The organism is Mesorhizobium sp. M8A.F.Ca.ET.021.01.1.1 (assembly GCF_003998025.1).
In the GTDB taxonomy this organism is placed as follows: Bacteria; Pseudomonadota; Alphaproteobacteria; order Rhizobiales; family Rhizobiaceae; genus Mesorhizobium.
Map to the genome: position 1 here is coordinate 1 of NZ_RZSJ01000529.1, position 4,343 is coordinate 4,343.

Genomic DNA, 4,343 nt, shown 5'->3' on the forward strand with positions numbered 1-4,343 from the left:
CCTCGGGGTCGTCGTTGAGCGTGATGTCGGTCACCACCGCCGCGCTGTCCGCGCCAGCCGCAAAGACACCGTCGAGCCGCTCAGGGTTGAGGCCACCAATGGCGACCAATTGAAACGGCGCGACCTGGCGCTTCCATTCGCTGATCCGTTCGACCCCTTGCGGCGCCCATTTCATCTTCTTCAGGATGGTCGGATAGATGGGTCCAAGCGCTATGTAGTCAGGCTCGGCGGCCATCGCCGTTTCCAGCTCCTGATGATCATGTGTGCTCAGTCCGAGCCTTACGCCGGCTGCCCGTATCGCCAAGAGGTCAGCGGTCTGCAAATCCTCCTGGCCGAGATGTATGAAGTCGCAGCCTTCCTCGATTGCCAGGCGCCAGTGGTCGTTGACGATGAGTTGGCACTGGTATCGAGCACACAAGGCCTTCGCGGTGCGGATCTCCGCGCGCAACCCAGCCTCATCCACGGTCTTGATGCGCAGTTGCAGAAGCCGGACTCCGAGTGGGACCAGCCGTTCGATCCAGGCAGCGCTGTCGACGATCAGATAAAAGGGATCGAGCTTCATGAAAAAACGGCCCTGCCGACCATCGGTGTCGATGGCACGGCGACGTCGCGCGGTTCGAGCATTCCCGAACTGAACGCCTCACGACCGGCGTCGACCGCCTTACCGAAAGCACGCGCCATGCCGACCGGATATGCCGCCTTGGCGACCGCTGTGTTCAGGAGCACGGCGTCAAAGCCGAGTTCCATGACGGTGGCCGCGTGCGACGGCCGTCCGAGCCCCGCATCCACAATCAGCGGGACGCCAGGGAAATATCCGCGCATCGAGCGCAGCGCCGTCATGTTGACCGGTCCCAAGGCGGAACCGATCGGTGCGCACCACGGCATCAGGACCTTGCAGCCCGTTTCCAGCAGCCGCTCGGCGACAACGAGATCGTCGGTGGTATAGGGGAATACCGCAAAACCGTCTTCGCACAGGATGCGGGCGGCTTCAACCAGACCGAACACATCCGGCTGTAGCGTGTCGTGATTGCCAATCACTTCGAGCTTGATCCAGTTGGTGCCGAAGACCTCGCGCGCCATTTTCGCGGTGGTGACGGCTTCCTTGACGGAAAGGCAGCCGGCGGTATTGGGCAGGATTCTGGCGCCCAGCGAGCGGATCAACGACCAGAATTGTTCGCCGGCTCTACCGCCCGCCATCTCACGCCGCAACGAGACGGTCACCACCGACGTGCCCGACGCCTTGACTGCATCGGCAAGGATGGCCGGCGAAGGATACTGAGCCGTGCCGAGAAGCAGGCGCGACGAAAGCTCGGTTCCATAAAGCTCCAACATGCTAGCCGCCCTGCATGGGCGAGAGGATTTCGATCCGGTCGCCGTCGCTCAACTGGAACTCCGCGCGGTTGGCTTTGTGCACGAGGTCGCTGTTGACGGCGGTGGCGAGCCAATCGCCCTCATAGTCGAGCGCGGCAAGCAACTCGGCCAGCGTGGTGGCGGCAATCTCACGCGCCTCGCCGTTGACCATCAGTTTCATGAGCATGCTCCTTGGTTCTGTCTTGACTGAAAACCAGGTCGGCAGCCTGGCGCGCCATGGCGGGGGCGAGGAGAAAACCGTGACGATAAAGACCGTTGATCGCGATGATCTCACCGTCTGTTTCGACGCGTGGCAAATTGTCGGGAAATGCCGGACGGACACCCACACCGGTTTCAACGATCTCGGCCTCACCAAAGGCCGGATGGAGGGCATGGGCGGCGCCCAGCAGCTCCATCATGGAACGCGCCGTCACCGGTCCGGCGCTCTGGCTTTCAATCATCGTCGCTCCGATCATGAAACGGTGATCGGTGCGCGGCACGGCATAAAGCGGAAAGCGTGGATGAAGCAAACGGACCGGCCGCGAAAGCGAGACATCAGGCGTGCGAAGGATCAGCATTTCGCCGCGAACACCGCGCAGCCTGTCATCGGCCGCTGCCATTCCCATGCAGTCTATCTGACGGGCGAAACCCGAAACAGGCCGGGCGTCGCAGCCGAAGTGGAATTTGACACCCATGGTCGCAAGCTTGTCATGAAGTGCCGCCATCGCCGGGCGTGGGTCGAGGTGAGCCTCGTCGGGGAAGAGCAATCCACGCCGGAAGCGGCCGGCGAGGTCGGGTTCCAGGAGCGCAATTTCGTTTTCATCGACGCGCCGATGCCCTGACGTGCGACTGGCGAACCGGTCAAGCTCACCGGCATCACGCGGCGCGGCCACGACCAATGTCCCGGCCCGTGTCACCTGACCCGACAGCACCGCATCCCACCAGTCGGCAGCGTCGCGTCCGAGATCCAGCACCGGCTGCTCCGCGCTTTCGCGCTCGCACCATGGCGCCAGCATGCCGCCGGCGAACCACGACGCGTTGCCGCCAAGGCCATGCCGCATCTCGGCGACTGTGACCGTCGCGCCGCGGGCGGCGAGTTCGAAAGCGACGGTGAGGCCGGCAACGCCGGCCCCTTTGACGAGCACCCTCATGATGGTTTGGGAGCCTCTGGCACGACCGGTACGCCAGTCTCGTCCGCCGGCATGTAGAGATCGCCGCCCTCCCGGTATTTTGCCGCCATTGCCGCCATGCCTTCCTTCTGAGCCTCGGCACGGATGTCGTGGGAAATGCGCATGGAGCAGAATTTCGGCCCGCACATCGAACAGAAATGTGCCAGCTTGTGCGCCTCCTTGGGCAAGGTCTGGTCGTGGAAGGACCGTGCGGTTTCGGGGTCGAGCGACAGGTTGAACTGGTCCTCCCAGCGGAACTCGAAGCGCGCGCGCGAAAGGGCATCATCCCTGGTTTTCGCTGCCGGATGGCCCTTCGCCAGATCGGCTGCATGGGCGGCTATCTTGTAAGTGATCACCCCAATCTTGACGTCGTTGCGGTCGGGAAGGCCGAGATGCTCTTTCGGCGTGACGTAGCAAAGCATTGCGGTGCCGAACCAGCCTATCATGGCGGCACCTATCCCTGAGGTGATGTGGTCATAGCCCGGCGCGATGTCGGTCGTCAGCGGCCCCAACGTGTAGAACGGCGCCTCACCGCACACTGCGAGCTGCTTGTCCATGTTCTGCCTGATCTTGTGCATGGGGACATGGCCCGGGCCTTCGATCATCACCTGGCAGTCCTTTGCCCAGGCAATCTTGGTGAGTTCTCCAAGTGTTTCCAGTTCGGCGAATTGCGCCGCGTCGTTCGCATCGGCGATTGAACCGGGACGAAGGCCGTCGCCGAGCGAGAAGGAAACGTCATAGGCTCTGGCGATGTCGCAGATCTCCTCGAAATGCTCGTAGAGGAAGCTCTCCCGGTGATGGTGCAGGCACCATTTGGCCATGATCGAGCCGCCGCGCGAGACGATGCCCGTGACCCGGTCGACGGTCAGCGGTATGTAGTGCAGCCGCACGCCGGCGTGGATGGTGAAATAGTCGACGCCTTGCTCGGCCTGCTCGATCAGCGTGTCGCGATAGACCTCCCAGTTGAGGTCCTCGGCGATGCCGCCGACCTTTTCGAGCGCCTGATAGAGCGGCACCGTGCCGATCGGCACCGGTGCATTGCGCACGATCCAGTCGCGGATGTTGTGGATGTTGCGGCCGGTCGACAGGTCCATCACCGTATCGGCGCCCCAGCGGATCGCCCACACCATCTTTTCGACCTCTTCGGCCATCGACGATGTGACAGCCGAGTTACCGATGTTGGCGTTGATCTTCACCAGGAAATTTCGCCCGATGATCATCGGTTCGCTCTCTGGATGGTTGATGTTGGCGGGAATGATTGCGCGTCCGCGCGCCACCTCGTCGCGCACGAATTCGGGTGTGACGAAATCTGGGATCGCCGCGCCGAAGGCTTCGCCGTCGCGTTGCAGCTTGCCGCGCATCACCTCGCGGCCGAGATTCTCGCGGATGGCTACGAACTCCATTTCTGGCGTGATGATGCCGGCGCGCGCATAGGCAAGCTGGGTCACCGCCTTGCCGGCCTTGGCCCTGAGCGGCCGGTTGCGAACGGGAAATTCCGGTGTCAGGCGCTCGCCCGCCGCGAATCCGTTGTCTTCCGGCCGGACATGACGGCCGTCATAGGCTTCGACATCGCCGCGTGCCGTAATCCATTCATGGCGAAGCCGGGCAAGGCCTTTTTCGATGCTGGTTTCGACAGTCGGGTCCGTATAGGGGCCGGACGGATCATAGACGGTGACGGGCGGTTCACCCGCCGTCGGATGGACGGAGATTTCTCGCATCGGCACTTTGATGTGCGGATAAAGGACGCCGGACTTGTGGATTTTCCGTGAGGCGGGCAGCGGTCCCGTCGATACGGCGGGGGTGAGGGCATTCATCGTGAGGCTC

Annotated in this window: 5 protein-coding genes; all 5 read right to left on the reverse strand. The window is 62.9% G+C overall.

Features of this window, described 5'->3' with window-relative positions; translation table 11 throughout:
• Positions 1 to 562, reverse strand: a 562-nt coding sequence (locus EOA36_RS29000; protein WP_127280431.1) for a thiamine phosphate synthase, incomplete at its 3' end; no start/stop codon positions are given.
• Positions 559 to 1,332 carry a thiazole synthase gene (locus EOA36_RS29005; protein ID WP_126057619.1) on the reverse strand — a complete coding sequence of 258 codons (774 nt, stop codon included), beginning with the start codon at positions 1,330 to 1,332 and terminating at the stop codon, positions 559 to 561. The genes EOA36_RS29000 and EOA36_RS29005, both read right to left, overlap by 4 nt.
• Position 1,333: 1 nt before the next feature.
• Complete coding sequence (thiS, locus tag EOA36_RS29010; RefSeq protein WP_024504260.1) at positions 1,334 to 1,531, reverse strand: sulfur carrier protein ThiS; 198 nt, start codon at positions 1,529 to 1,531, stop codon at positions 1,334 to 1,336.
• The gene (gene thiO, locus EOA36_RS29015; RefSeq protein WP_063169415.1) at positions 1,500 to 2,501 is read right to left on the reverse strand and encodes a glycine oxidase ThiO; all 1,002 of its coding nucleotides are present in this window, start codon (positions 2,499 to 2,501) and stop codon (positions 1,500 to 1,502) included. Before thiO ends, thiS begins: the two co-directional genes overlap by 32 nt.
• Positions 2,498 to 4,333: a phosphomethylpyrimidine synthase ThiC gene (gene thiC, locus EOA36_RS29020; protein ID WP_127280432.1), complete on the reverse strand. Its 1,836-nt coding sequence runs from the start codon at positions 4,331 to 4,333 to the stop codon at positions 2,498 to 2,500. The genes thiO and thiC overlap by 4 nt, the downstream gene beginning before the upstream one ends.
• Positions 4,334 to 4,343 lie beyond the last annotated feature (10 nt).